At 64.1% G+C, this 24,628-nt stretch carries 19 protein-coding genes; 8 read left to right on the plus strand and 11 right to left on the minus strand.

Annotated features, from left to right (window positions below; genetic code table 11):
* Positions 1 to 14 precede the first annotated feature (14 nt).
* The 5 genes from Q0X23_RS01885 (at position 15) to mce (ending at position 6,729) form a co-directional block, all read left to right on the plus strand.
* Positions 15 to 1,031, plus strand: a complete 1,017-nt coding sequence (locus Q0X23_RS01885; RefSeq protein WP_297858709.1) for an LptF/LptG family permease — start codon at positions 15 to 17, stop codon at positions 1,029 to 1,031.
* Between the two features lie 94 nt (positions 1,032 to 1,125).
* The gene (locus tag Q0X23_RS01890) at positions 1,126 to 2,166 is read left to right on the plus strand and encodes an LptF/LptG family permease (protein ID WP_119341196.1); all 1,041 of its coding nucleotides are present in this window, start codon (positions 1,126 to 1,128) and stop codon (positions 2,164 to 2,166) included.
* Positions 2,163 to 5,147, plus strand: a complete 2,985-nt coding sequence (locus tag Q0X23_RS01895) for an LPS-assembly protein LptD (RefSeq protein ID WP_297858710.1) — start codon at positions 2,163 to 2,165, stop codon at positions 5,145 to 5,147. Before Q0X23_RS01890 ends, Q0X23_RS01895 begins: the two co-directional genes overlap by 4 nt.
* Positions 5,148 to 6,266 carry a hypothetical protein gene (locus Q0X23_RS01900; protein WP_297858711.1) on the plus strand — a complete coding sequence of 373 codons (1,119 nt, stop codon included), beginning with the start codon at positions 5,148 to 5,150 and terminating at the stop codon, positions 6,264 to 6,266.
* Between the two features lie 67 nt (positions 6,267 to 6,333).
* The gene (gene mce, locus Q0X23_RS01905) at positions 6,334 to 6,729 is read left to right on the plus strand and encodes a methylmalonyl-CoA epimerase (RefSeq protein WP_297858712.1); all 396 of its coding nucleotides are present in this window, start codon (positions 6,334 to 6,336) and stop codon (positions 6,727 to 6,729) included.
* 1 nt (position 6,730) lies between these two features.
* Here mce and Q0X23_RS01910 read toward each other — a convergent pair whose 3' ends face one another.
* Entirely contained in the window at positions 6,731 to 7,330 is a 600-nt protein-coding gene (locus tag Q0X23_RS01910; protein WP_297858713.1) for a DedA family protein, read from the minus strand.
* A 250-nt stretch (positions 7,331 to 7,580) separates the two neighbouring features.
* Positions 7,581 to 8,282, minus strand: coding sequence for an SDR family oxidoreductase (locus tag Q0X23_RS01915; protein ID WP_297858714.1), 702 nt, complete (start codon positions 8,280 to 8,282; stop codon positions 7,581 to 7,583).
* A 146-nt stretch (positions 8,283 to 8,428) separates the two neighbouring features.
* Here Q0X23_RS01915 and Q0X23_RS01920 point away from each other — a divergent pair, with 146 nt between their 5' ends.
* Both Q0X23_RS01920 and Q0X23_RS01925 read left to right on the plus strand, forming a co-directional pair.
* The gene (locus tag Q0X23_RS01920) at positions 8,429 to 8,866 is read left to right on the plus strand and encodes an OsmC family protein (protein ID WP_297858715.1); all 438 of its coding nucleotides are present in this window, start codon (positions 8,429 to 8,431) and stop codon (positions 8,864 to 8,866) included.
* A gap of 57 nt (positions 8,867 to 8,923) precedes the next feature.
* The gene (locus Q0X23_RS01925) at positions 8,924 to 9,697 is read left to right on the plus strand and encodes a hypothetical protein (protein ID WP_297858716.1); all 774 of its coding nucleotides are present in this window, start codon (positions 8,924 to 8,926) and stop codon (positions 9,695 to 9,697) included.
* A 348-nt stretch (positions 9,698 to 10,045) separates the two neighbouring features.
* On the opposite strand, the gene Q0X23_RS01930 is transcribed toward Q0X23_RS01925, so the two are convergent.
* Both Q0X23_RS01930 and Q0X23_RS01935 read right to left on the minus strand, forming a co-directional pair.
* A complete protein-coding gene (locus tag Q0X23_RS01930; protein WP_297858717.1) occupies positions 10,046 to 12,817 on the minus strand; it encodes an exodeoxyribonuclease V subunit beta in 2,772 nt (923 codons plus the stop codon).
* A 215-nt stretch (positions 12,818 to 13,032) separates the two neighbouring features.
* Complete coding sequence (locus Q0X23_RS01935) at positions 13,033 to 13,206, minus strand: hypothetical protein (protein ID WP_297858718.1); 174 nt, start codon at positions 13,204 to 13,206, stop codon at positions 13,033 to 13,035.
* 63 nt (positions 13,207 to 13,269) lie between these two features.
* Between Q0X23_RS01935 and Q0X23_RS01940 the strand changes: the two genes are divergently transcribed.
* Positions 13,270 to 14,139, plus strand: a complete 870-nt coding sequence (locus tag Q0X23_RS01940) for an aminotransferase class IV (RefSeq protein ID WP_297858719.1) — start codon at positions 13,270 to 13,272, stop codon at positions 14,137 to 14,139.
* Positions 14,140 to 14,169: 30 nt separating this feature from the next.
* On the opposite strand, the gene Q0X23_RS01945 is transcribed toward Q0X23_RS01940, so the two are convergent.
* From Q0X23_RS01945 to fmt, 7 genes are all read right to left on the minus strand, one after another.
* Positions 14,170 to 16,581: an ATP-dependent nuclease subunit B gene (locus Q0X23_RS01945; RefSeq protein ID WP_297858720.1), complete on the minus strand. Its 2,412-nt coding sequence runs from the start codon at positions 16,579 to 16,581 to the stop codon at positions 14,170 to 14,172.
* A 37-nt stretch (positions 16,582 to 16,618) separates the two neighbouring features.
* The gene (locus tag Q0X23_RS01950) at positions 16,619 to 17,155 is read right to left on the minus strand and encodes a hypothetical protein (RefSeq protein WP_297858721.1); all 537 of its coding nucleotides are present in this window, start codon (positions 17,153 to 17,155) and stop codon (positions 16,619 to 16,621) included.
* Between the two features lie 10 nt (positions 17,156 to 17,165).
* Positions 17,166 to 18,542 carry a c-type cytochrome gene (locus tag Q0X23_RS01955; RefSeq protein ID WP_297858722.1) on the minus strand — a complete coding sequence of 459 codons (1,377 nt, stop codon included), beginning with the start codon at positions 18,540 to 18,542 and terminating at the stop codon, positions 17,166 to 17,168.
* A gap of 2 nt (positions 18,543 to 18,544) precedes the next feature.
* Positions 18,545 to 19,117, minus strand: a complete 573-nt coding sequence (locus Q0X23_RS01960) for an SCO family protein (protein ID WP_297858723.1) — start codon at positions 19,115 to 19,117, stop codon at positions 18,545 to 18,547.
* 191 nt (positions 19,118 to 19,308) lie between these two features.
* Entirely contained in the window at positions 19,309 to 21,699 is a 2,391-nt protein-coding gene (locus tag Q0X23_RS01965) for an ATP-dependent helicase (protein ID WP_297858724.1), read from the minus strand.
* 83 nt (positions 21,700 to 21,782) lie between these two features.
* Positions 21,783 to 23,618, minus strand: coding sequence for a PQQ-binding-like beta-propeller repeat protein (locus Q0X23_RS01970; protein ID WP_297858725.1), 1,836 nt, complete (start codon positions 23,616 to 23,618; stop codon positions 21,783 to 21,785).
* A gap of 51 nt (positions 23,619 to 23,669) precedes the next feature.
* Positions 23,670 to 24,617 (minus strand): methionyl-tRNA formyltransferase, encoded by a 948-nt coding sequence (gene fmt, locus Q0X23_RS01975; protein WP_297861144.1) that lies wholly within the window; start codon positions 24,615 to 24,617, stop codon positions 23,670 to 23,672.
* Positions 24,618 to 24,628 lie beyond the last annotated feature (11 nt).

Raw genomic sequence — 24,628 nt, forward strand, 5'->3', positions numbered from 1 at the left:
TACTTCGCTCTGGGATGTTGCAGCGTTATCTATTGCGCGAAACGTTGTCGCTGTATCTGCTGGGCGTGCTGCTATTCGTGGGGCTAATCACCTTCGATCTGCTCTCCTCGCTCTCGGGGGCCTTCTTGAGGGCCAGAACCCCCGTGGCCGAAATAGCCCAGATGGTGGCCTACCGGGTGCCCTATACGCTGGGCATCGCGCTGCCGCTGGGGCTGGTGTTTGCCCTCCTGGTAGCCCTGGCCCGCTGGATTCGCCAGTCCGAACTCAAGGCCACCTATGCTGCGGGAGTCCCCCCCCGCACCTTCATTGGGCCGGTGCTGGGGCTTGCCCTGCTGGTAGGGGCGGTAGTGCTCTACAACGAAGGCTGGCTCAAGCCCATTGCCCAGGAGCGCTTTGAAGCCTTGCAGTACAAAATCTACTACGGTTCCGAGCCCTCCGGCGTCCTGACCGAGCGCACCTACACCCCCCAGGGCCTTGGGGTGTACTATGCCCAGCGCATCTATCCACCGCCCGAAGGGGGGGTGGGTTCTCGGCTGGAGGGCATCCGGGTGGTGGAGCCGGGTGGCTCCGTATGGAGTGCCGAGCGAGGGGTCTGGGTCAGTGGGGCCTGGCGGCTGCAAAATGCCTACCGGGTAGACCCCAATGGCAAAATCTTCCAGGAGGCCGAGCATCCGCTGCCCTTCCCCATCGGGGTGCAGCCCAAAGCCGTCTCATACGAAGCCCTGCGCATGCCCGACCTGCATGCGGTGGCCAAAGCCGACCCTGCCGCACAGTTCCCCCTAGCCCGGCGCTACGCCAACGCCGCGGGTACGGTGGTGCTGGCCTGGCTGGCCATTGTGATTGGCCTCTCGCTGCGCGAGGCGTCCTGGGCCTTTATCGCGGTGGTGGGGCTTATTTTTGGCTACTGGACGCTTTTTACCCTCTCGGCTCAGTTTGCCCGCTTCGATCTGTGGGGGGCGTATGGGGCCTGGCTGCCCAATCTGGTCTACGGGGCGCTGGCCCTCCTCGGCACCTGGAGGCTGGCCAGATGAAGAAAGCTGCACCAGCGCCGGGAGGAAGAGCATCTGGGTGTAGCACCCCCTATCTCCTGGGTTCCCTCGTCCCTGCTCCAGGCTGGAGGCAGCCGTGAACACCCTGGACCGCTACTTGTCCAAGGAAGTGGGGTCCTATGTGCTGGGGGCGCTGGCGGTGGTGGTGCTGGCCTTGCTGGGCGGGGCCTTGTACGAGGTGCTGGCCCCGCTTTTGGCCCGGGGGGCCGATCCCTGGGTGGTGAGCCAGTATCTGGCCTTCCGGGTGCCCGAGGCGCTGGTACGGGGGATGCCGCTGGCCTTCTTGTTCGCTTTATTGCTGGTGCTCTCGCGCATGGGCGAGGAGTCCGAGCTCAAGGCCATGCTGGCCGGGGGGGTTTCCAAGCTGCGGGTGCTGTTTCCCCTGCTTTTGTTGGGCAGTTTCCTGTTTGTGGTGTGTTTGGTGGCCGCCGACAGCCTGGTGCCGCGCAGCCTGCAGCAGGGGCAAAACGTTTTGCGGCAGGCGGTGTTGCAAAAACCCAGGGCGTTGCTACAGCCCGGCACCCGATTGGTAGATGCCTACGGGCGCATCGTGTACGTGGGTGAGGTGAGCGAGAGCGGCATTGGCCAGGTGCGGGTCATTACCGCAGAAGAAATTCTGCTGGCCGAGAAGGGCCGTTTTGAGCAGGGCGCGCTGGTTCTTTCGGAGGGGCTGCGGGTGACCTATGGGGGCGCTCGGCCCCGCACCGTGGCACGGTTTGAGCGGGCTACGGTGCCCTTGGTTGAACTCTCGCTGGAGCCCCCCGGCGGCCTCTTCAGCCTAACGGTAGCCGAGCTGCGCCAGCGCATCACCCAGTACAAAGCCCAGGGGCTCCCCTACCACGCCGAGCTAACCGCCCTGCACCGCAAATGGGCCGAGCCCGCCGCGGTGTACTCGTTCGCCATTTTTGCGGTGGGGTTGGCTTTTTTCCTGCTGGGAGGCAGTCGCAGCCTGGGCATGCTGGGGGTAGTGGTTCTCACCTTCATCTACTACGCCACCTGGAGCGTGGGCCGCATCATGGGCGAACAGGGGGTGCTGCACCCCATCCTGGCCGCCTGGGGGCCCAACCTGCTCTATGCGCTGGCCGGGCTGGCGCTATTGCGACTGGGGAAAAGATGAGCATGGATGTTGGAAAACCAAGTCGCACCGTGCGAAGCCCCCTCATGGCCCGCCGCGTCCGGTTTTCGACTCCCCCGCTTTGCATCCGCTCGCTGCTCTGGCTCTCCATGGCGATGCTGGTTTTTTGGTTTGGCCCCTCTGTATGGGCACAGGAGGCCGAGGCCCCAACCTCGGGGGGGAAACGTCTGAAAATCCTCGAGGCCGAGCGCTTGGAGCTCCGAAATGAGAACAACGAGGAGCTGGTCATTCTGGTAGGCAGCCCGGTCAGGATGGACCGGGACGGTGAAAGCATCGAGGCCCCCCGGGTGGTGTTCAATCGCACCCGAAAGCGCCTTTTGCTGATGGGCGGGGTGCGCTACAAAGACAAGCAGGGTCAGCTCATCGAAGCCGACGAGCTCGAGCTCTTCACCGACGACGAAAGCTTCGAGGCTATTCAGGTCAAGATCGAGTCGGGCGAGTTTTATCTGGAAGGCCCCATCTGCCAGCGGGCCGCCGGGCAGATCCTGCTGCAAGAGGGTTACCTGACCCCCTGTCAGCGCTGCGAGCAGGAAGTAGCCGACTATGCCTTCCAGGCCCAGGAAGTGCTGCTTTATCCGGGCGACCGGATCATTGCCCGGGGGGTGTGGGTGCTTCTGCGCGGCGAGCGCACTTTGTATCTGCCGGTGCTGCTTTTGTTCTTGAACGAGCGGCGGCCCAAGCTCGAGTTCGGTCAGAGCGAGACCGATGGGGTGTTCGTAACCGCCGACCTGCCCTACGTCTCGGACTTTGGCATCGGCTTTACCCTGCTGCGCTATTTCGAGCGGCGGGGCTGGGGCTTTGGCTTCGACCATTACGGCATTGGGACAGCCCTGGAACGCTATCAGTTTTTGTACCTGCCCCCCCCTGCCGGGCTGGTGCTACCCGATAGCGACCCGCGCAAGGACGGCATTTTTAAATACCGCTTCAGCTACAAGCTGGAAGAGCCCGATTGGCGCCTGGAGGGGCAGGTCGTGCGCGACGATAGCTCGCAGGCCGAGCCGCGCTTTTTGCAGGGGGCGGGGGGCCAGCCCGACTACACCACCTTCCTGATCGAGGGGGCCACCCGGCAAACCCCAACCAGCAGCGAGCCCCTCTACCGCGTCACCCTGGACGGCTACCTGGATCACAACCCCCTGGCCCTGCCCAACGAACGCACCACCCCCAAACGTCTGCCCGAGGCCGAGATCAGTTTTCCCAGGGGCATCGAGGGCGAGTTCAGGCTCAACGGGCGGGTCTTGCTGGGCTACTACGAAGCCCCCTCCAACCCCCTCAACCGTAGCGCCCGGCGGCTGGGACCCTACATTGGAGCGGGGCGGCTCTGGGTGGAGCACCGCAGCAGCTACCGCCCGGCGACGCCTCCCTGGCCAGGATTCAGTTTTAGCGTCGAGAACACCTTTATTGGCCGCTATTACACCACGCAGAATTTCGACCCTCAGGGCAATCCTACCGAGTTCGAGCGCCTGATCCGCTGGGATACCCGGGCCAGTGTGGGCCAGACCCTGGGGGCCTTCAGCGTGAACCTGAGCGTGAGCCGCAATGTGGTGGAGGGCGAAACCCCCTTTCAGTTCGACTTCGAGCGCCCCCAGCGAACGAGCCGGCTGGAGGGCTCGATTAGCTTCAACCCCGACCCCCTTTTTTCCTTCACCGCACGAGCTACCCGCGACCTCGAGCGCCGTATCTTCGACCCCCCGGCCGAGTTCGCTTTTACCTCGCGCCCCTTCCCCTGGTTCAACTTCACCACCAGCATCAGCCGCGACCTCGAGCAAGGCCGCTGGGGCCTGTTGCGCAGTGGCCTGGGCCTCTCCCCCGCTCCTTTTAGCCTGAACCTGGCCTACGAGCGCCAGCTCGAGCTGGGTCTGGATCGCCTCCTCACCCTGAGCGCGGCCTACAGCCCACAACCCTTCAACTTCTCGCTGCGCACCGGCTACCGCTACTGGGACGTGCAGGAAAAAGAAGCCCGGCCCATAGACCAGATTCCCCTGATTGCCCGCTACGACCCCCTCGAGCTCTCCGCCAGCTACAACCCCCCCGGCAACACCACCTCGCTCAGCCATAGCCGCGACCTGAACAACGGGCAGGCCATCCGTACCGAGCTGAACGTGGTGCTACAAGAGGCGCCGGATAGCTTCCGCCTGCGCCAGACCTTCACCCACCTGTATACACCCCTGGCCTCCGTCACCAACCCCAACCCCACCACCACCCCCGCCCTGCTGGACGGCCTGGCCCAGCTCACCCTGAGCCTGCATACCTTTGTCTTTGCCCACACCATTGGCTTTAGCCCCGGCAGCGAAACCCGCTTCCGGCTGGGCTACCAGTACAGCGCCGACCTCCTGCAGGCCGACCTCTTGTGGAACTACCGCGAGGGCCTGCTGCGAAACCCCCGCCTGGCTGTGCGGGCCGCTGTGCGCGAACCCGAGGTATTCATCAACGAGGTCTCGGCGGAGTTTCACTTCCCCGAAAGCGAAAACCTCCTCACCCTCGAGGACGACACCCGGGCTTTCCTGCGCTTTGTGCGCTTTAGCGGCGAGCTGGAAATTTTCCCCGCGCCCCTGCGGATGGAAGACCCTCCCGGCCTTTCGTTGCAAGGTTTTGTGGCCCTGGAGCGCCTCACGGACAACAGCGGACGCTTCCGCGTGACGCTACGCGAGTTTGGCCCCACATTAAGCTTTATGGGCCAGGAAAAAACCCGCCTGTTCTACCGCATGGTGTGGAACGCGCCCGAAAGCGGCGGAACCAACCCCCGGGAGTTCTTCTTGCCCAACCTCGAGGGCACCATCCTGCGCCCCCGCTTCGACCTGATTATTGACCGTTGCTGCTGGGCTTTCCGGGCCAGCCTGGATACCCTCAAGCAGGAGTTCAAGTTTTCCTTTGCTCTAGGGGGCGATGCCGCCGAGTTCTTGTTCAGTCAGAATAATATCGTTCTGCCGGGCGGCATCAAACTCCCTACCCCCGGAGGTCGGTAGATGAAATGGAGAATCCATGCCCCAATCGCTCTCCTGTTGACCCTCGCCGCCTGCACCGGCAGCAGCGAGCAACCCACCCTCGCCCTGCTGGCAGCCGCCATCAACACCCCCAGCAGCAACACCTACCAGATTCGCTTTTTCCAGAGCAGCACCCTCCAGCCGGGCAATTTCGACCCACCGCGCCGGGTAGGCAGTTGGGATCTGGGCGAGCCCATCGTAACCCTGCTCTACCGCCGCAGCCTACAGGAGGGGGTCAACGACCAGCTCTGGGTGCTCACGCAAAACCGCCTGCGCCGGTACAACGCCAGCAACCTCAGTGTGGAGGATGTGGGAACCCCCCAGCTCGACGGCCTTGACCAGGCCACAGGGGTAGACTGCTCGGGGGGCTATCTGCGCCAGGGGCAGAGCAACATTTTACTGGTCTGTCCCCCCGCGCCGGCCATCCCTCCCCGCCCTATCGAGGAATACCGGGCCTGGATTATTCCCTTCACGGCCACGGCCCTTCCAAGCCCCATTGACTTCACCAACCCCAACCTGGTGCGCCTGAACGCTCCTGTGCGTCTCACCCTGGGGCTAAATGACCAGCTGCTCTACCTGACGCCGGCCCAGTTCGGGCAGTACGATTTCGTCAACCCGTTCATCGAGCGACCCCTGAGCCTCACGGGCAGCCCCACCGATCTGATTTTTGTGAACGGCCAGGGCTTAGGTCTGTTCGACGACAACGACCCCACCACCACCGACACCACCCTGGTTTCCTGGAACCTTGGCGCTACCAGCGAGGTAGGCCTGGTGCGGGACAGCAACATCGCCGCCCGGCAGTTTGCCCGGGGCGCTCCACCGGTCTTTGTGCTGGGTACCGGACTCGCCCGCTTCGAGGGGGGCTTTCAGCTACCCCGGGAGGGCGAAACCGGGCTACTGCGCACGCTTGGCTACGCCACGGGCGTTGTGGGGCTGGATCAGTTTTTATACCTCGCCGATGCCAGCAGCCCGGCCTTGCGGGTCGTAGACCTGACCGTGAATATCGCCAACACCCTCACCAGTGCCGGGGTTCGCACCTCCACCCTGAGCAACATCTTTCAGGAGCGCATCGTCGGCCTGGCCTTTATCCCGGTGGAGTAGCATCCTTCGGCCCTGCATCCTACGAATATCCCTGTCCTGCCAAGCGCTATTGAGGTAGCTTGGGAATATGAACATCCACCACATTGGTATCGCGGTTCAGGATTTGGAACAGGCCGCCAGGCCCTACTTCGAGCTTGGCTACACCCTCGAGGCCCAGGGCACCGTTGAAAGCCAGGGGGTCGAGGTCTGGATGCTCAAAAGTGGGCCCAGCCGGCTCGAGCTTCTCAAGGCCACCCGCCCCGACTCGGCCATCGCCCGGTTCCTCGAGAAACGCGGGCCGGGCCTGCACCACATCGCCCTGGCCACGCCGGATATCGCCGCCGAGTTACAGCGACTGGCCGCCATTGGCACGCCCCTGATCGATGCCGCCCCCCGCTCCGGTTTTGCGGGGCACCAGGTGGCCTTCATTCACCCCAAATGGTCGGGGGGGGTGCTGGTCGAGCTGGTCGAGGTTCAGGCCTAACTTACTCTGGCCTGCGGCTGGGCCAGCGCAGGTTCCCAGAGCGGTAAGCCCGCCAGGCGGCCAGCAGAACGGCAAAGCCCACTCCGGCCAGCAATATCAGGTAGACGTAGCGCTCGAGGTGTGGGATCTTGGAGCCCACATAGTAGGCCACCAGTGTGAGCCCCTGGGTCCAGAGCAAGCTTCCCAACAAGCTCAGTGAAAAAAACCGCAGCCAGGGCATCTTTACCGTCCCACAGGTAAAAGGCACCACCGCCCGGAACACCGGCACATAAGGGCCTATCAAAATGGAGAGCGGGCCAAAGCGGGCCATGAAGCGCCGGGTGCGATCCAAATCTTCCTGTTTGACTTTTGCCCTGGTCAGCAAGGCCGGCCCGAACTTGCGGCCCAGGAAATAGCCCAGGTTGTTGCCCAGCACCGAACCCAAAAACAAGGCCAGCAAAGCAATGGGCAATTGCAGTTTGCTGGCCGCCGCGAGCAAACCTACCGCGATGAGAAGCGAGTCCCCCGGCAGAAAAAACCCCACCAGCAATCCCGTTTCAGCAAACACCGTAGCGAAAATACCTAGATACCCCACTGCCTGCACATAGGCCGTTACATCCATGCACCTCACCCTAAGGCAAAAGGCGTCCAATCGGCAAGCCAATTTGAAGCATAACTTTGGGTTACGCTGGGGCTAACGGCGGTTGGCTCTTCTATACGGGATTTTTCGCCATATTCACGGGCACCTTCGACCCAATCTACCCTCCCGAATTCTCCCGGCACCCAAAGAATCGGCGGTCGGAACACCTTACGCGTGTCTTATCGAGAAGCTCAGCTGTGAGGTGTGTACAGATTTCTATGGTAAAGGTGTTTTACCGAGGCGGGAAAATCTGCAACTCCAGCACCCGGCCCCGGGGGCTGCGGCTGGCTGCATAGACCAGGCTTTCGCCAATTTCGGCGGGGTCTACCCAGGCCATGGGGTCGGCGTCGGGCATCTCTTTGCGGTTGGCCGGGGTGTCCACGGCCCCCATGGGGTAGACAATCGCCACCCGGACTGCCGTGCCCGTTAGTTCGGCATCCAGCGAGCGCAGGTAGGTCGCCACAGCGGCTTTGGCGGCGGCATAGAGCGCCACGCCGGGCCCCACCCCATTCCAGGCAGCCGCCGCCGAAATACCTGCAATAAAGCCGTCTTTCTGGCCCAGGAGCTCGGGCAGTATGGCCCGGGTCATGTAAAACAGGGTACGCATGTTGAGGTCGAACATCCGGTCGTAGAGGCTGGGATCGGTGTCCTTGACGGGCGCGTAAGCGAAGCCCCCTACGGTATGAATCAGACCATCCACCCGCCCGAAGTGGGCTTTCACCTGGCGCACCAGCATTTCGGCGTCGGGGTAGTGGGTCAGGTTGGCCACAAAGGCCCGCCCGCCCAGTTCCTGTGCTCGCTGGGTAATGGTCGTTTCATAAGCATCGGCGAAGGCCAGCTTTGCGCCTGCCTTGATGAACGCCTGGGCGATGGCCCCCGCAATGGCGCCCCCACCACCGGTGAGAGTATAGACTTTGCCCTCAAGGGTCTTCATAAGACAATTATCGGCGGGTTCGCCCAAGCGCGCTTGTCTGTGGAGTCACATTTGGTTTTCCGGGGGTCAATGGAAAGCCAGGGGTCAATTCTCCTACAGTTTTATCGTATTATCCCGCTCAGGGCAGCTAGGCTCCCAGGAGGCTTATGGCGACGAAAAAAGTGGTACTGCATCGTTTGGGAGGACACCGGTTTGTAGGCATCAACGAGCAAGGCGACAAGGTAATGGTGGACGGCGACCAGCCCGCTACTGGCATGCGCCCCATGGAGCTTTTGCTGGCAGCGCTGGCAGGCTGCACCGCCTACGACGTCGTGGACATCATGGAGAAGAAGCGCCAGCCCCTGGCCAGCTACCGCGTGGAGGCTGTGGGCGAGCGGGCCGAGGAGCACCCCAAGCGCTTCACCCACATTGTGGTTACCCACTATGGCGCCGGGCCCAGCGTGACCCGGGAGGCCCTCGAGCGGGCCGTGGAGCTCTCCCACACCAGATACTGCTCGGTCTCGGCCACCCTGAACGCCCATATTGAGACCCGGGTGGTAGTAGAGCCCTGGCAGGGCGAGCCGCAGCTTCAGCAGCAACAGTAAATTTTTCTAGAGCAAACCCCCATACTCTCTCATGCAAGGCTCTGGTAGCGTTGCCCCATGCGAGTGACTATTTTAGCTGCTGTACTGGTTTTATCTGGCCTTGCCCTGGCTCAAACCACTTCTAATTCTCCTATCGCCTGGGGTTCATATACCATCCGGCAAGAAGCGGGCCTGCTACGCATCATCCGTGCAGACCGCACGCAGGTGGAAATTAAAGGCGGGCAGTTCGAGGTCAAGCAGCTCGAGCTGACCGGCCAGGCACCCGCCGAACTCTGGATCAACGAAACCTCGGGGCCTCACACCACGGCTTATTTCTTCACCCAGGAGCAGGGCTTTCGCAACCTGCTCATCTACCGGGGGCGCACCGCCGGGGTTCTGGAAGTGCGCGATGTGGACGGCGACCGGCGGCCCGAGATAATTGTGGGCACCGATGTATTTTCCGACTTTGGCGGCTTACCTCGGGAGGTGTACCCCCGCCTGACCTACATCCTGGCCTGGGACGGGGTGCGCTATGTGGACGCCACCGCGCGTTTCCCCGCCTTGGGTTTCCGCACCCTTTCCTATTACCGCACAGCCCTCCAGGACGCTCTCATCCAAAAGGACGAAGTCAACGCCCGCAGCGCCGCGCTGGGCTACTACGGGCGCGGCCTCATTACCGGCCAGGCCGACGAGGCCAAAAAGTGGCTGATGGCCAACACCCCCCTGGCCATCCGGCGCTGGCTGCTGGACCTCGAGGGCGAGGTTATCCGGGCTTTGTATACCGACCTGGCCTGCCGGATGACGGTGAGTTACAGCCGGAGCCTGCCCCCCAAGCCAGTTTGCAACAGGTAATACCGGATTCAAAAAGACAGTTTACAAAAACAAAAACCCCAGGGTTGTCTTTTTGAATCCTAGATCACACCCCGCCCTTTCGGTCGGCGAAAAAAGCGTCTGCCTTCCAAGGGGCGGTATCGCCCTCCGCTACGCGGATAACTTCCAAGGGGCGGTATCGCCCTCCGCTACGCGGATAACTTCCAAGGGGCGGTATCGCCCTCCGCTACGCGGATAACTTCGGTCGGGTTGATTCGTTACCGAACGTTAACGAATCAACCGAATCTGGTATAACAGCCGCAGATTGCTGAAGGCTCAAGGCCGAAGGCGATGGGCGAAAAGCTGCCTGATTGCCAGGAAACCTGGAGGTCAGGAGCCTGGCTGCGTAAACCCATTTCGCTTTTCAGAGGGCCTGATCTCGTCCAGGGCAGCCTCCAGGAAGGTCTTCTCCAACCGAATGACCTCGCCAAAACGCAGGTACACCAGCCGCACCTCGGGTTCTATCTGCCAGGCCTGCTGAACGGCAGCCAGGTAAACCCCAAGCTGGAAGTAATACTGCTCGGGCCGCACCTCCTGGTCGGTCTTGTAGTCTTCCAGGTACCACTGCTCACCCACCCGGTAGAGCCGGTCTATTACGCCTTGCCAGACGGTTGTGCCCAGGGGGAGGGCTACCGCGAACTCGGGGTAGTCCTCGTCGCGGGGCCAGGGGAGCTGTGTGCCCAGAAGCCCCTGGTAGCTTTGCAGCAGGGTGTTCACTTCGTCCATGATGCCGGCCCGCTCGTCGGGGTCATAGGGAAACATCACCTCCTGGGCCTCGAGGTTGGCCAAATGTGCGGGGTTGTCGGGGTGCCAGTTCTGCCCGATGGCGTAGTGTACCAGCGTTCCGATGGCCCTGGCCCGGCCCGGCAAGGTCTCCCCTTCTTCGGGGTCCGGAAGCGGCAGGGGTTCGGCCTCAAGGCGCTTGTAGGCCGAGGGCGAGAAGAGCGGGGGAAAAGGCTCGATCTCGAAGCGGGCGGCCACCCAGGGTGCGGATTCGAGCGGTTCGGACGAGCCAATGACCGGGGTTGGCGGTATGGGCTGGTAGCGCCAGGTCTGTAACGTGAGTTCGGGTCGGTTGTAGCGCGGGCTGTAAGGCCCCAGGTTCAGCGCCTCCAGCACCCTCACCCAACCCTCGGGCCTGTCCTTGCTCACGCTACCGGTCAGCAGCAGGGTGTCGCGGGCCCTCGAGGCCGCCACGTAGAAGAGGCGGTAACTCTCCTCCTGCTCGAGGGCTTTGACCTGCTCTTTGAATACCCCAAACTGCGGGGTATCCGGCAGGGCCACCCATTGCGTCAGGTGGGCAGCATCGTCCTCCTTACGTCCCAGGTAAAGCGGTCGGGCCTGGTGGGTGTTCTTCCGGCCCAGGTCAAACACCGCCACCACCGGCCACTCCAGCCCTTTGGCGCGGTGAATGGTCAGGATTTGCACGCCCTCGCCCGCCTGCGGCACATCGCCCGCGTCGGCCTGGCGGGAGAGCATCTGAAGCCGCTCCAGCAAGCCCTCCAGGCTCTGTGGCGGGCGCGAGGCGAAGTAAAAGAGCAGGGCGTCCACATTTTCCCGCGCACGCGGCTCCAGAAACTCGGGGTAGGCCCGGCCCGCCATCAGGGGTGCGCGGATCAGGTACTTGAGCGCCTCGAGCGGAGCCTCCAGGCGCAGCCGGGCCTGAACCTGTCGCAGACGCGTATACACGCTAGGCCACCGGAGTTCCAGGGCTTGCAGGGGCGCACTCGATTGCAGCACCTGCTCGATTTGGGCCAGCTCCAGGGGCTTGAGGGGCCCCTCTTCGGTGTGCTGTCCAAAGGGGCTTCGCAAAAATACCGCCAGCGAAAGCCCCTGGGGGTTGAGGGCGGCCCGCAAGGTGTGGTAAAGGTCGCGCACTTCCTGTCGCTCGTAATAGCCCCGCCCTTGCAGGAGCACGTAGGGCACCTGGGCAGCTCTGAAGGCTTCTTCCAGAAAGCGCACGCTTTGGTACGAACGCACCAGCACGGCCATCTGGGAAAAAGCGGTCTGGCTTGATAAATCCCGCAGCCGGTGTGCCAGCACCCAGGCTTCCTGCTGCCGCAGTTCGTCGAGGGGGCTTTCGCCCACAACCCAGTGAATCTCCAGCCGCCCCTGCTCGGATCGAGTACTTTCCACCGGCGGAGCTTCCTCGGGGCCAAAACCCTGTCCCTGAGCAGCTAGATTCTTGGTCAGGTGGTTCAAAAAGCGCACCAGGGTCTGGCTGTGCCGGTAGCTCCGGGCCAGCGGCGGCAGAAGCTGGCCCTCCCGCAGGGCCTTGCGAAAGACCCCTACATCGGCATCGCGGAAGGCGTAAATGGACTGCTTGGGGTCGCCAACCATCTCGATGGGCAGTCCGGCCTGCTCGAGGGCCTCGAAAAAAGCCCCTTGCAGGGGGTTTACGTCCTGGTACTCGTCTACCAGGAGCACCCGTACCCGCTCGAGCACCCGCTCCAAAGCGCGGGGGTGGCGGGTAAGTTCCAGGGCGCGGCGCTCGATTTCAGAAGGCGAGAGCAGGTTGGCCCCCAGGCGGGCCTCGTAAGCGGCATATACCGCCGCATAAACCCTCAGCAAGCGCTGGTTGACCTCCCCTTCGGCAGGCTCGAAGACTTCGGCCTGAGAGCGCCTGGAAAACAGGTGCAGGAGGGGTTCGGTCAGGTCGTCGGTGGCCTCGCCGAAGAGCAGATGGCCCGGATCCTGGGCCAGATAGCGCAGGGTGTTCCACTCTTCCTCGAACAGGGCCAGAGCTTCCCAATCGCCCAGCATGGAGAAGTCGGGGTCGAGGTGCAACAGGGGGGCCGCAAGGCGCAGGCACTGACCCATGAAGCCGTGGATGGTACTCAGCGTAGCCCCCGTAATCTCGCGGGCGGCCTCCTGGAAAGCAGGCTGGCTTGCCGCCGAGGCTTCAAAATCCAGATGCTGCCCCTTGGTGAGCACATCCTCGATGGCCTGCCCCACCCGCACCCGCAGTTCGTCGGCGGCCTTGCGGGTAAAGGTCACACCCGCGATACGGCGCAGGGGCGTACCGGAAGAAATAAGCTCCAGGTAGCGCAAGACCAGGCTGGCGGTCTTACCGGTTCCGGCGGAGGCGACACGAACTTTCACAGGTGTTTGTCGGTGCAGTCCTGGTTGCAGGCAATGAGCAAAAAGACTCGAAATCCCTCGATACTGAGATAGCCTGCAGCCATCATAAAGCAGACTCCAGAGCCGATTTGTCCCGGACGCCCTCCAGTCCTCCATAGCGAACCAGGGCATTGCGGTGGAGCACTTCAACCAACCCCCCTGTGGGGTAACGGTGTCCCTTGCAACGATAAAAGAAACTAGCGCTGGGCAAGGCCACGCAATACCTCCGCATTGCGATCGAGAGCCTCGGCCACTATGCGTTCCTGCTCTTCCGCTGAAATCTCCTCGAATTCGATCCCCTCTACTGCAGATAGTTCTACGGACGCAGGTAGGTCGAGTTGAACCGGCGGCTTGGTATCGGCTGTAGCCATGTTTCTCCTGTTTGGAAGCATTATAGCAAGAACCTGCTAGAATTCGAGCGTTAGAGGTTTTTTGTGAAGTACGCCCACATCAACGGAACCATTGTCGAGCACGCCCAGGCCAGCCTGCACATCTCGGATCTGGGCCTGCGGCGGGGCTATGGGGTGTTCGAGTTTTTTCGTATTTTGCGGGGGATTCCGGTTTTTCTGGAAGACCACCTACAGCGCTTCGAGAATTCCGCCCGGCTTTTGGAGCTCGAGGTTCCCTACAGCCGCGATACGCTCGAGGGCTTCATTCTGGAGCTTATTCGGATGAACCATCTTGAGCAGGGCGGCATCCAGATGCTCCTGACGGGCGGCTACTCCGAGGACGCCTTTACCCCCGGCAGGCCCAACCTGGTCATGGCCCCCATTGCGGTCAACCCACCCCCGCCGCACCTCTACGAGCAGGGCGGCAAGGTGATTCTGCACCAAAACCTACGCGAGCTGCCCGAGGCCAAGACCACCGACTACCTGGTAGCGGTGCGCCTCGCCCGGCGGGTGCGGGCCGAGGGGGCCACCGAGGTGGTTTATCACGATGGGCAATGGGTCTCGGAAGGGGGGCGCAGCAGCCTTTCCGTCATCAAGAACGGCGTGCTCATCACTGCGCGGGAAGGGGTCTTGCCGGGCATCACCCGCAAGCACATGCTGCAGGTGGCAAAGCCCCTGCTGCCCATCGAGGAGCGCGCCATTGCCCTGGGCGAACTTTTCACCGCCGACGAGATGCTCCTGACCGGGGCCACCCGGCAGGTCATGCCCATTACCCAGATCGAGGACAGGCCCATAGGTAGCGGCCTGGTGGGGCCTTACGCCCGGGCTTTGATGGAGGCTTTCAAGAAGCACCTAGAAGCCTACCTGCTCGAGCGGGCAGCGGTGGGCAAAACCTCTGTATCAAAGGGCATTTGAACTTGTCGCCCGGGATAGGTTGCGGCAGAACTAGCCGGTTCTACCCTCGCGGCACATATCTTTGACCCCACAGCTACGGCAACGAAAGCCGGGGTTGGGTGTTATCTCCCCGGCTTGGTGGCTTTTGTGCACTACTTGAACCTTCTGCAAAAGTTCCTCGAGCTTTTTCCAACCCGCTTCGACCGGCTTGTCGTAAACCCGCACCGGCTCCCCCAGCACCGGCCAGGCCCAGATGTGCACCCGGCGAATGCGCCCCTTGAAGGCCGAAAGCAGGTAGCCGGCAGCCCAGCGCTCACTCCAGCGGTCACGTACCTGCTCCTCGGCCTCCTTGGGAGGGGTTTCAGGAGCTACAAAGCGGTAGATGTGGGCCTCGCTGCCCTTGCGCAGCACTCCGTCCAGGTAGGCTTCCAGCCCCTGGCCCTGTAGCCTGAAGCCCAGGCTCAGCTCCCCCAGAAGACTGTAGTGATGGCGCATCCAGCCTTCGGCCTGGGGAAACTGCTGGGATAGGGCCTGAAGCCGTGCCGGTACAAGTTTATCGGCCTTGCGCAGCTCGCGCACCCAGGTCTGCCACCACGGGGGTGCCTCCGGCTTTGGGATTAGCTGCTGGGCCCAGAACTGAAAGCTGCATTCGCTATAGCGACGCAGGTCTTCTACCCGGGGTGGCCCCAGGTTCACCAAGCCCAGGGGGGCCTGGTAGCCCTCGGAAGGGGCCGACTCCAGCAGGCTGGCCAGGGGCAGCCTGGGCAGATAGGGCGGCGGGTGCCTGCCCACCAGGGCCGGCTCGGGCTCGAGGGGCCCCTCCTGGCTGGCCTCGGGGTAAGTGATGATTACCTCGTCGGCGCGGGCTCGGAGTTCCTGCAAAAGCAAGCGATCCCGCCCCAAAAAACGCTTGGGCAAGAGGCCGCCAGCTTGCCGGAGGGCTTCCTCCAAACCCATGCGCCATTCCTCGGGCACGAAGTAGTCTTCTTGTTCGCCGGTACTGTAAGCCCCCTCCACCGCGTAGCTCAGGTAAAGCTTCTTCCAGCGCTGCCCTGAGGCCAGGGTAGGCGTAAGCAGGGCCACCCCCCCTGGCGGACGGTGCGGCTCGTAGGTCTCGGCCAGCAAGGCCGCCCACCAGTGACGAAAATCGGGGCCGGTGGCGATGCGGTGAGCCTCCAGGGCCCGCTCCATCAGGGTGGCCCGGCGCGGGCTGTGGCGCACCTCCGGCAGGGAGTCGAGCAGTTCTTCGGCCCAGGCCAGCGAGGACTGCTGGGAGATGGCACCGCGGTTGTCGAAAGCCGACCCATCCTCGCCAGGGGACTTGAGGCGCGAAAGCCAGGCCATCCACAGGTCGTAAAGCCCCAGTTCTGCCGCCAGCCGGGCAATGGCGGCATTGCCCACCAGGCTGCGCTCGAGGGCCGCCCGGCCCAGGGGGGCCAGGTCGGGCACGGACAGCAGGCGAGAAGGGGTGGGGTAGTCGGGCAGCTCCAAAAGCTCGAGCAAGAGCCGCCCCTCGGGGGTGTCGGCGGCGCTGCGGGGGCGGTAATCCACCAGGGGCAGGCCGTACTCGTCGGCCAAAGTGAGCAGGGCCGGAATCCGGGACTCCGGCGCCACCACGGCCACCTCGAGGGCCTTATAACCCAAAGCCAGGTCGCGCTTGAGGGCCCGCATCACCCAGCGGGCCTCGCTCACCGGGTTCTGGGCGCGGTAGATTTGCGTCTGGGTAGGGCGGGGGTGCAGCGCCGCATCGGGCGAAAGGCCGGGCGGGGCCTCCGGCAGCCCAACCCAGACCGGCACGTGCACCGAAAGCGCCTGCAACAGTCGAAGTTCCAGTACACCCAGTTCGCGGAAGCCGTCCACCACCACCAGGTCGGGCTCGAGGCCGATGGGCGCGGGCTTGCTGCGCGAAGAGGCGGACTCCACAAACTGCACAGGCCTCGTCTGACGCTCGAGCTGCACCGGTCCTTGCTCCAGCAAGGCCAGCGCCCCGGCGCGAAAGTCGTCATAGTCCCAGCGACCCCAGACGGTTTTGAGTTCCTCGTAGCGGGCGTAGACCTTTTGCAAGCGCCGGGCCTCGGGGCCCAGCGGGGGTATCTGCTGGGGCGCCACCCCGTTGCGCTTGGCCTCGGCAATGACGCGGGTAAACAAGCGGGCCTCGCCCGGGCTGGGCAGGGGGCCTTCGCCAGATATCAGCGCCTCCCCCACCAGCGCCACCCGGCTTGGCCCGGTCAGAATGGGTTTTAGGCCAAAGCTGGCAGCCAGCAGCCGATAGTAAAGCTGCTGCGAGGTGAGCACCTCGAGGCCCAGCACCGCGCCGTTCTCGGTTGCGCGGCGGTAAACGTAGGCTTTTTGCGCCGGCAAGCAGACCCACCAGACCCGCTTGCGCTGTTGCAGGTAGGTGTACGCGAGCTCGAGCAGGCGGGTGGTTTTGCCGGAGGCCGGAGGGCCGACAATCAGATGCACAGCTTCACTATATCGGCCCCCTCACAGGCCCGTGAAGCTACCGAATCGCGGGCTCTAGCACAGGAAACCGCACCGGCGAACGCTGGTAAGCCGCCAGCCAACGGGGGTCTGACAGGGGTTCTAAGTTCCGCCCCAACACCAGCACCCCCACCACCCGGCCCTGGTGGGTTAGAAAGCAGCGGTAGCCCCTGGGCTCACTCACATACCAGTTGCCCAGATTGAGGGTCTGGGTCACCCCCTCAAAGCGTCGGGCAAGCTGGTTGCGCAATCGCAGGGCATCCTGCACGGGGCGATCAACCACCACCACCGCGATGTCCTCGAGGCCCAGCGGCACCGGGGTCAGGTCTATGTTTACCGTGAGGCGCGACACCGGCACGCCGTCTGCCGCCAGCACCACCCGCAGCAAGAAGCGCTGGGGCGCCGCCCGCTCGGCATAGGCAAACTGGGGGCGCAGGTTCTGGAAAAGGGTCATGCAGCGTTCCATCACCAGTGGATCGCTCGGTTGAGCCCAGCCCAGTGCCCCAAGGCTCCAGACCCACAGGGCTATGGTCGGCGGAATGGCCCTGCGCCACACGGCTTCTCCCCTACTCCCGCACCCCGAAGAGCGAGCCCAGGCACATCTCGTCGGTAGTCCCCTCACCCCAGGTCATATAGCGGGGCGGCAAGATCTCCCCACCCGGGCCAGGGATGGCCGACTTATTGTCGTGGACGCAGGTAACCCGCACCCGGTCGCCCTGGCGCAGCCGGAGGGGGGTCTGGTACCAGTACTCGCCCTGCCACTGGAAGTTCCACTGGGGAATGTAAAAGAGCGTCCGGGCCCCCGCCGTGCCGGGGTTGACCTCCACCTTGAACTCCACCCCCCGCAGGTGCATGTGGGCGGTCACGCCGTAGACCTCCATGGCGCTTTGGGTTGTCCAGTCGCAGGAGGTGGCCTGACGGCTGCCATCGCCCACGTTGCGCTGGGCGTAGCCCTCGATGGAGGTGTTGCACAGCAGGTGAATCCAGTCGGCAATAAAGCCCAGCTCGGTTCTGGCTCGAGCGTACTCGCGGGTGCACTGTTCCCCGGTCAGGCCAGGCGGGCATTTGATTTCCACCGGGGCGGCCAGGGTCATGCCCACCAGGCGCTTGAGCTGCACCCCTTGGGGGGCCAGGTACAAAGCCATCTGGGTGGCGTCGGGGTTGGCGCCCGAGGCGGTGTTGTAGTGCACCTGCATCACCACCCGGCTGCCGGCCCGCAGGAGCCGTCCCGTGCCCTCCGGCAGCAGGGTGGCTCCTCCACCAGGCACCCAGAAGCCCAGTATGCCGCCGATGCTGCGGGGGTCGCTGCTCAGGCCCGGCCCGCCAAAACACTTCCAGCCGGGGCCGGGCTCGGTGCGGTCTTTGGCCAGGGCGGCCTCCACCATATCGGGGCCGATCAGGAACAAGATCACGTGATGCACGCTGCGCTTGTCACCCGGAATAATCTTGTAGCCGGTCATGTAGGTGTCGCGGTCGAACGTTGCAGGCATCAGGAAGCAGCGATAATCGTCCTGCAAGGCATCGTCGGGGGTGTAGGGGGGGTTCAGTGTGGCCACCAGGTCAGGCTGTGGAGCGGGCACGGCTGCTTTAGCAGCTACCGGCCTGGGGTCACCCAACGGCGCACCTGCCTGGGCCCAGGCAATCAGGGCAGCCTTGGCGCTGGCGGAAAGCTTACGCTCGTCCTTCAGGGGGGGTGTGCCCGCGCCGGGGGGCCAGGGCGGCATCCGGCCCTGCTTCACCGAGTCGGCAATGGCCGCAGCCATGTTGCGGGCCCAGCGGGCATCGTCGAGGGGAAAGGGCGCAATACCCCCTTCGGCATGACAACCCGCGCAGTTGGCTTGCAGAATCTCGGCCACTTCCCCGTAGTAGGTAGGGGGTTGGGCGGGCCCGGCTGCAATGGAACCCAGGGCCAAAAAAATCAGCAGCGGCAAACGTTTCGGCATATTTACCTCAGCAGTTGGGCGATTTCTTCCTTCAGCTTAGCGGTGGAAAGGCGGCTGACCCCATAGAGCATCCGTACCAACCGCCCCTGGGCGTCCAGCAGGGCCATGGCGTCGGTATGAAAAATCAGCCGCCCACCGGGGGCCAGGTTGTACTCGACGCTGGCGGCCTCGGCAATGGGGCGGATGGCTTCGGGCCTGCCGGTCAGGCCCTGTACCGGCGCAAAACCCCGCAGATATTTTTGCAGCGTTTGGGGGGTGTCGCGCTCGTCCACGCTCAGGAGCAGTAACCGCAGGTGGGGTGGGGCGCCCAGGGCCTCGTAGGCGGGTAGCAGGCGGCCCAGCGTGAGGGGGCAGGCGTCGGGGCACTGGGTGTAGCCAAAGAGCACCACCGCCGGGCCCTTAGGCGGAAACACAAACGCCTTGTTCTCGTGCGAACGCAGTTCCACGCTGGGGAGCGCTCTGGGCGGCTTGAAGTCGGCCACCCCCGGCCCGGAGGCAGGCAGATAATGCCCCCCGTGCGCCCAGACCAGGCTAAAAAGCCCCAAAAGAAAGATGCTGCGTAGAGGCGGTTTCACCTTCACCATCATGACCGGAACCAACCCAAAAGAGAATCGGATAACGCAGGGTGTAATGCAGCGGAAGTCGGAGGACGCAGTTTTCAAGTCGGGCTGGCCCCTGCTTGTCTTCGGCCAAAACACGACTTCCCCGGGTTCCTGCCTCTTTAGGCTAGCACCGCTCACTGAAACCAGGCTGAAGCCAAAGATACCTACCCCACCACCTCGAGCCTTGCGTAGCGCAGGGCCAGCTTACGAACCCCATCGGCAAAAGCCACCGTAGCCACGCCGTCTTCCAGACTCACCACCAACCCGGTGCCAAACTGGATGTGCTTGACCTTTTGGCCGGGTTTGAGGGCGGGGGGGCCGCTCTGGGCCGGGCGCTTGAGGAGGAAGCGCTCGAGGTCAGCAAACTCGCCTTCTGGCCCCTGGCCCGGCTCCACATCGAAGGCTTCCCAGAGGGTTTTGGCCTCGAGGCTAAGCCCCAGCGCCTCCAGCCAACCGGCCTGCTCGGCCCGGGCAAAAAGCCTCAGTACCTTGGCGGCAACCCCAGGCGCCTGCGGGGCGTTCCACCACTGGTACAAGTAGCGCTCGAGGCCCAGCTTGTGTGCTCCCTGGGCCAGGGCCAGGGTCTGGGCCGTAGAAAGTTCTTCGGCCCAGAGGGCCAGGGCCTCCCCCATCCGCTCCACGGCCCCCAGCACTTGCAGGTGCTCGGCTTCCTTCAGAAAAGGCGATAAGGGCAGGCTGGAAAGGGCGTACAGGTAGGTGTGCTGGGCGCTTCGGGTCAGGGCTACGTAGAAGAGGCGGCGTTCTTCCTCGAGGTTCTGCGAACCGCTATAGGGCAGGGTGCCCTCGTTGCAGTCGGGGATGAAGACCAGGGGCCACTCGAGGCCCTTGGCCCGGAAGATGGTCATCAGGCTCACCCGCTCGCGGGTGTCCTGGGCCGGGTCGCCCAGGTGTTCCTGGGCCAACAGCTCGATGTGCCGTAGCAGGGCGCCCACGCTGCCCTTGTCGCGGACATACTCCAAAAAAGCCCGCACCCCCTCGGCCTTGCCCGCCCCCACCTCGTAGAAACCCGAGGAACGCAACAGATGGCGGCAGTAGTCCAGACGGGCCTCGAGCGCCTCCAGCACCGCGTAGGCTGGGCTTCGCTCCAGCACCGCGCTCAGCCACGTAAACAGCTCGGCCAGCTCGTGCAGACGCCTACCAACCCGCTCCTCTGCACCCGCCGCCTCGGCTTTGAGGGCCTCCACCAGCGAGGCCCCCGGCTCCACCCGTCGCCAGACGGCATCGGCCAGGGCACGGCTCAGGTAACGCTTGGGGGTGTTGTAGATTTGCAGCCACAAACGCTTATGTTCTTCTTCCAAGCCCCCTTGGGCCAGGCGCAGGTAGGCCAGAAGCCCCTGGATCTCCGGACGCTGATAAAAGGGCGGGCTGCCCACCACCCGGTAGGGAATTTGCCGCTCGATCAGGGCCTGCTCGAGGTAAGGGGTCTGGGCATAAAGCCGCACCAGCACCACCATCTCGGCTGGCCGGCGGCCCTCCGCGAGCAGACCGGCTATGTCGCTTACCAGGCTTTGCGCCTGGGCGGGCATGTGGGGCTCCATCCGCAGGTGCACCCGGCCCGCAAAACCCCTGGTCAGGCTCAGGCGCTTGGGCTCGCGCTGCTGGTTCTGCGCAATCACCCGCCCGGCCAGCGCCACCTGCGGCGCCGGGCAGCGGAAGCTGTCGCGGATCAGGTATTTTTTCGCCTGATAGCGCTGGGCAAACTCCAGGATGAAGCGGGGGCTGGCGCCCCGCCACTCGTAGATGGTCTGGTCGTCGTCGCCCACGGCCATGTAGTTGCGGTGCGGGGCGGTAATCAGGTCAAGCAGCTCCGACTGGGCCAGGTTCACATCCTGAAACTCGTCCACCAGCACCGCTTGAAAAGCCTTTTGTACGGTTTGCAGGATGCCCGGGTAGCGCACCAGCACCTCCCAGCCCTGCAGCAGCATGTCGTCGAAGGTAAGAAGCCCTTCGGCCCGCCGCACCTGCTCAAAGAGCCGGTACAGCTCCAGGTACCACTCGAGCTCCCGGGGCGCTTCGGCCTGCGAGGCAACCTGGAGGGCCGCCGGAGGCAGACTGGCCCCCTTCAGGTCGGCGTATTGCAGGTTGCCCTTGCAGGCCCCCACATAGCTCAGGAAGTCCTCGGGCTCGAGGTTCTCCAGCTCGGGTGCCCAGGACAGTTTCAGGTCTCGAGCCCGCCGCAGGGTGCGCTGCAAGAGGGCCTGCTCCGAGCCCTCTTCCTTCAGCTCGGCCAGCTTCAAAAGCCCCTCCGAAGCGGCCTTGCGCACAATGCGGTAGCCCAGGGCGTGCAGGGTGGAGACCTGCACCCCGTGGGTGTGGGGCCAGCGCGTGAGCGCGCGCCTGAGGTCGTCCACTGCCATGCGGCTAAAGGAAGTAGCCAGAATCCTGCGCGGCTCAAAAACCCGCTCGCGCACCAGGCGCTCCAAGCGGTGCACCAGCGCGGTGGTCTTGCCCGCCCCCGCCACCGCAAACACCAGCGCAGGCCCCTCGTTGTGGGCCACGATGGCTTGCTGTTCGTCGGTCAGGCGCAAGGACACAGTCGGAATAGTCTACTCAACACCACGTTATTCCTTATGCTAATGGCTTATAGTTGTGAGGCAAAACGCGACGGAAAAGAGCTTCACGCAAACCGGTATAGCTTCCCACCCAGCGTGGCCACAAAAAGGGCCCCCCGGTAGGGCAGGGGCGGCACCTGGATGGGGCCCAGGCCGGTGGCCTCGAAAAGCAGACGCCCGCTCTGGGTGTCTACGCCCAGCAGCCGGCCTTCCTCGGTGCCCAGGTAGAGCACCCCGTGGGCAATGGAGAGCCCCGCCGTCACCTGGCCGACCTCGAGCTTCCACACCTCGTCGCCGGTTTTTTGGTTCAGGGCGTACAGTGTGCCGGCCCAACTCGCAGCGTACAGATGCCGGTCGTCCAGGGCCGGTGCGCCCCAAAGCTCGCCCTCGAGGTCGAAGCTCCACTGCACCTCGCGGGTCAGAGGATCGAAGGCGTGGATTTCTCCGGCCCAGGTGGGAATGAACAAGAGCCCCCCCCGGGCCGGCAAGGCCGTGTGCACCGCCCCTGTCTCCACCTTGTAGCGCAGGTGGCCGCTCAGGGGGTCGAGGGCATACAGCCAGCCGCCCTCGCTGGCCACAAACAACAAACCCCGGTAGAGCGTGGGCGAGGCCGAAAGCTCGCTCCCGGCCTGGAAACCCCAGCGCAGGGTGCCGCTGGCCTCGAGGGCATACAAAAAGCCATCGCGCCCAGCCAGGTAGATGAGGTCGGCTACCAGGGGTGCGGCGGTAATCTCGGCACGGGTAGGAAAACTCAGGATGGGCCGGCCGGAGAGCGACATCCCGGTCAGGCGGCCATCCCAGGCCGCCACATACACCCGCTCCTCGGTCACCACCGGCGGGGCCGAGACCTCGTCGCCTAGGCGCTGGCGGTAGACCGAGCCATCGGTCAGGTCGATGCGGGCGATGCCCTGCCCCGCCCCCACCCAGAGGCTGCCCTCGCGGGCTACGAGCTCTCCCGGCCAGGCCACCTCGCCCGAAAGGTCGTAGGTGCCGCGGAGCTCGAGTTTTTCAGGCCGGGCCGGGCCGGTGGGGTAGTGCCCGCTGCGGCTGGCCCCCGCCCGGGGCGTGGCCGAGAGGCTCTCGCGGTAGCGGCGCAGAGTTTCTTCCAGCACCGCGTGGGCCGTGGCCGCATTGGCCGGGCGTTCGCCGGGGGTTTTTTGTAAGAGCGCCTGAATCAGGCTAGCTACCTCGTCCGGAATGGCCGGGTTCAGGCTCTGGGGCGGCCGGGGAGGCTCGTAGACGTGCTGGTAGAGCACCGACTGGTCGTTCTCTCCCTCGAACAGGGGCTGGCCGGTAAAGGTGCGGTAGAGCACCGCGCCAAAGCTGTACAGGTCGGCCTGGGGAGTAAGGGAGAGGCCCTTGGCCTGTTCGGGGGCCATATACTCAGGGGTGCCCACGGTAATGCCGGTGCGGGTAAAGTGACGGCTTTCCTGCATCAGGTAGGCCAGGCCAAAGTCCATGACCTTAGGCTGGCCTTCGGGCGTAACCAGGATGTTGCGCGGGGTCAGATCGCGGTGGATCACGCCCCGGTGGTGGAGGTGCCCCAGGGCTTCCAGCACCCGCGCCGAGGCCGTGAGCAGGCGCAGGCCCTCCAGGCCATCTTCGAAGGGGCCCAGGCGGTCGTAGCTACCGCCCTCGACCAGCTCCATCACGAAGTAGGTGCGCCCCTCTTCCTCACCTAGATCGAATATCTGCACCACGCCCGGGTGGGAGAGCTTGGACAAAGCCTTGACCTCGCGGAAAAAGCGGTTGCGCTCGCTGGGGTGCAGGTAGGCGTGCAGAATCTTGACAGCTACCGGGCGATCCATACGCTCATCGGTAGCCCGCCAGACCTCGGCCATGCCCCCCTCGCCCAGGGGGGCCACAAGCCTGTAGCGTCCGGCCAGTTTCACCTTATCCATGGTACTCATGGGCTATGCAACCATTATGGAGCCAGCAAGCTCTAGCCGGCGTCAGTCCAAGCGGTCGCCGGGCCTGAGGCGCGCGCCCCGCGCCCAGTCTACGGCAGGCATGGGCTTTTTCCCTTCAGGTTGAACCTCGAGCAGCCGGATATAACCCTCGCCGGTAGCTACTACCAAGCCCTGGCCCATCTGCACCACCGTTCCCGGCACCCGCATCTGGGTATTCGCTGAATCCTCGACGCATGACATACGTGTCACTTTCACCCGCTTACCCTGGTGCTCGAACCAGCTACCCGGCCAGGGCTCTACCCCCCGGTAGCGGTTGTAGATTTCCAGGGCAGTGCGCTCCCAGACAATTTTACCGTCGTCCTTTTGCAGCATGGGCGCGTGGGTCCCCTCGGGGGGCTGGGGGGCGGGTTGCAGGCGCTCGAGGTCGGCCAGGGCATCCAGGAGTAGCTCGATACCTTTGTCGCGCAAGCGGTTGGCGAGTTCTACCGCGGTCTCGTGGGGTTCGACGGCGGTGCGCCACCTCGCCACCACCGGGCCGGTGTCCATGCCCACATCGGTCTGCATGATGCAAACTGCCGTTTCGGTCTCGCCGTTGATGAGCGTCCACTGCACCGGCGCGGGGCCCCGGTACCTGGGCAGGTCGGAGGGGTGCAGGTTCAAAAAGCCAAACCTGGGAACCTCCAGCAACTCGGCGGGGAGGATTTTGCCATAGGCCGCCGTTACAGCGACCTCGAGGCCCAGGCTTTGGAATAGCGCCAGGAACTCGAGGTTTTTGCGAAGCCGCACAGGTTTCTCCACCCGCAAGCCGCTTGCCTCGGCCCAGGCGGCCACCGGGCAGGGGGTCAGGCGCAAACCCCGCCCGGCAGGCTTGTCGGGCTGGGTCACCACCAGCACCACTTCGTGGTGACGGTGCAGGGCTTCCAGCACCGGCACGGCCCAGGCTGGCGAGCCAAAAAAAGCAAGACGGCGGCGCAGGGGTTGAGAGGTCATGATGGGTTGTT

Origin of the sequence: Meiothermus sp. (assembly GCF_026004115.1) — a bacterium.
Taxonomy (GTDB): domain Bacteria; phylum Deinococcota; class Deinococci; order Deinococcales; family Thermaceae; genus Meiothermus.

Excerpts from the sequence above, each read along its gene's own strand:
- Q0X23_RS01925 (WP_297858716.1), top strand. The coding sequence starts at position 8,924 with ATGCGAGTGACTATTTTAGCTGCTGTACTGGTTTTATCTGGCCTTGCC.
- Q0X23_RS01910 (WP_297858713.1), bottom strand. The coding sequence starts at position 7,330 with ATGGATGTAACGGCCTATGTGCAGGCAGTGGGGTATCTAGGTATTTTC.
- Q0X23_RS01900 (WP_297858711.1), top strand. The coding sequence starts at position 5,148 with ATGAAATGGAGAATCCATGCCCCAATCGCTCTCCTGTTGACCCTCGCC.
- mce (WP_297858712.1), top strand. The coding sequence starts at position 6,334 with ATGAACATCCACCACATTGGTATCGCGGTTCAGGATTTGGAACAGGCC.
- Q0X23_RS01885 (WP_297858709.1), top strand. The coding sequence starts at position 15 with ATGTTGCAGCGTTATCTATTGCGCGAAACGTTGTCGCTGTATCTGCTG.
- Q0X23_RS01970 (WP_297858725.1), bottom strand. The coding sequence starts at position 23,618 with ATGGATAAGGTGAAACTGGCCGGACGCTACAGGCTTGTGGCCCCCCTG.
- Q0X23_RS01955 (WP_297858722.1), bottom strand. The coding sequence starts at position 18,542 with ATGCCGAAACGTTTGCCGCTGCTGATTTTTTTGGCCCTGGGTTCCATT.
- Q0X23_RS01920 (WP_297858715.1), top strand. The coding sequence starts at position 8,429 with ATGGCGACGAAAAAAGTGGTACTGCATCGTTTGGGAGGACACCGGTTT.
- Q0X23_RS01895 (WP_297858710.1), top strand. The coding sequence starts at position 2,163 with ATGAGCATGGATGTTGGAAAACCAAGTCGCACCGTGCGAAGCCCCCTC.
- Q0X23_RS01915 (WP_297858714.1), bottom strand. The coding sequence starts at position 8,282 with ATGAAGACCCTTGAGGGCAAAGTCTATACTCTCACCGGTGGTGGGGGC.
- fmt (WP_297861144.1), bottom strand. The coding sequence starts at position 24,617 with ATGACCTCTCAACCCCTGCGCCGCCGTCTTGCTTTTTTTGGCTCGCCA.
- Q0X23_RS01935 (WP_297858718.1), bottom strand. The coding sequence starts at position 13,206 with ATGGCTACAGCCGATACCAAGCCGCCGGTTCAACTCGACCTACCTGCG.